This is a genomic window from Sphingobium sp. HDIP04 (assembly GCF_000445085.1).
Lineage (GTDB): Bacteria > Pseudomonadota > Alphaproteobacteria > Sphingomonadales > Sphingomonadaceae > Sphingobium > Sphingobium indicum.
This window is the reverse complement of sequence record NZ_ATDO01000017.1, coordinates 1-1230: the sequence shown is the minus strand read 5'-3', so window position 1 is coordinate 1230 and position 1230 is coordinate 1. Positions and strand designations below refer to the sequence as shown.

The following is a 1230-nucleotide window of genomic DNA, read 5'->3' as shown; positions in this document are numbered from 1 at the left end:
AAACCCGCGGCAGCGAGCGGCAGGCGGACGCCACCGTCTCCTCCGCCAAGGCGCAACTCGCCGCCGCCGACCAGGCTATCGCGGTGCGCCGGCATCAGATTGCGGCGCTGATCGGCGCGGGGCCTGACCGCGGCCTTGCCATCGCCCGTCCCCGCCTGGGCAGGCCCGGCCCCCTCGGCCTGCCCGCGGACGTGACCACCGATCTGGTCGCCCGCCGCCCGGACATCGCCGCCGCGCTCGCCCGGACGGAGGCGGCGGCCAAGCGGATCAAGGTGGCCCGCGCCGATTTCTTCCCCGCCATCCGCCTGAACGCCCTGATCGGCGTCCAGTCGCTGGGCTACCAGACAGTGCTTCAGAACGGCGGCTTTGCCGGCGGCCCCAGCCCCTTCACCGACACGCTGTTCAAGAAGGATTCGCTGTTCGGCAATGCCGGCCCGGCGATCAGCCTGCCCATCTTCCACGGCGGCGCGCTCAGCGGCCAGTATCGCGTCGCCCGCGCCGTCTATGACCAGGCGGTGGCCAATTATGACAAGACGGTGCTCGGCGCCTATCAGCAGGTGGCCGACGCCGTGACCGGCCGCAAGGCGCTGGACCGGCGGCTGGCCGACGCCCGCGCCGCGCTGACCGCGTCGGAGGAAGCCTATGGCATCGCCCGGCAGCGCTATGAAGGCGGCCTCAACACCTATCTTGACGTGCTGAACGTGGAGGACCAGCTTCTGGCCGCCCGCCAGGCCGTCGCGGAGCTGGAGGCGAGCGCCTTCACGCTCGACATCGCCCTCATTCGCGCGCTGGGCGGCGGCTTTGCCGGAAACGGCGCGCAGACACAGCTCCAGTTGTCCAAGGATACGCCCCATGGCTGACGCCAAGCCCGAATTCACGTCCGACGCGAGCAAGGCCGACGCCGCGGCGCAGCGCATGGAAGCCCGGAAGAAATGGCTGCTGCGGCTGGCGTTGGCCGTGCTGGCCGTCGGCGCGGCCTATGCCCTGTGGTACCTGCTGGTCGGCCGCAACCATGTCGGCACCGACAATGCCTATGTGAATGCCGAAGTGGCGCAGGTGACGCCGCTCATTTCCGCCCAGGCGGTCGAGGTGCTGGTGACGGACACCCAGGCGGTCAAGCGCGGCGACATATTGGTGAAGCTGGACCCCACCAACGCCCGCATCGCCGTGGCGCAGGCGGAGGCCGACCTGGCCGAGGCCCGCCGCCGTTTCCGCCAAGCCGTCGCGACC

General features: G+C 70.8%; 1 protein-coding gene and 1 pseudogene. Both read left to right on the top strand.

The genetic code is table 11. From position 1 onward, the window contains the following. Positions 1 to 860 (top strand): efflux transporter outer membrane subunit (locus L286_RS25450; RefSeq protein ID WP_021222913.1); only part of this gene is annotated, 860 nt, incomplete at its 5' end. Next, positions 853 to 1230: pseudogene (locus L286_RS25445) on the top strand (biotin/lipoyl-binding protein); the annotation flags it as partial. The gene L286_RS25450 and the pseudogene L286_RS25445, both read left to right, overlap by 8 nt.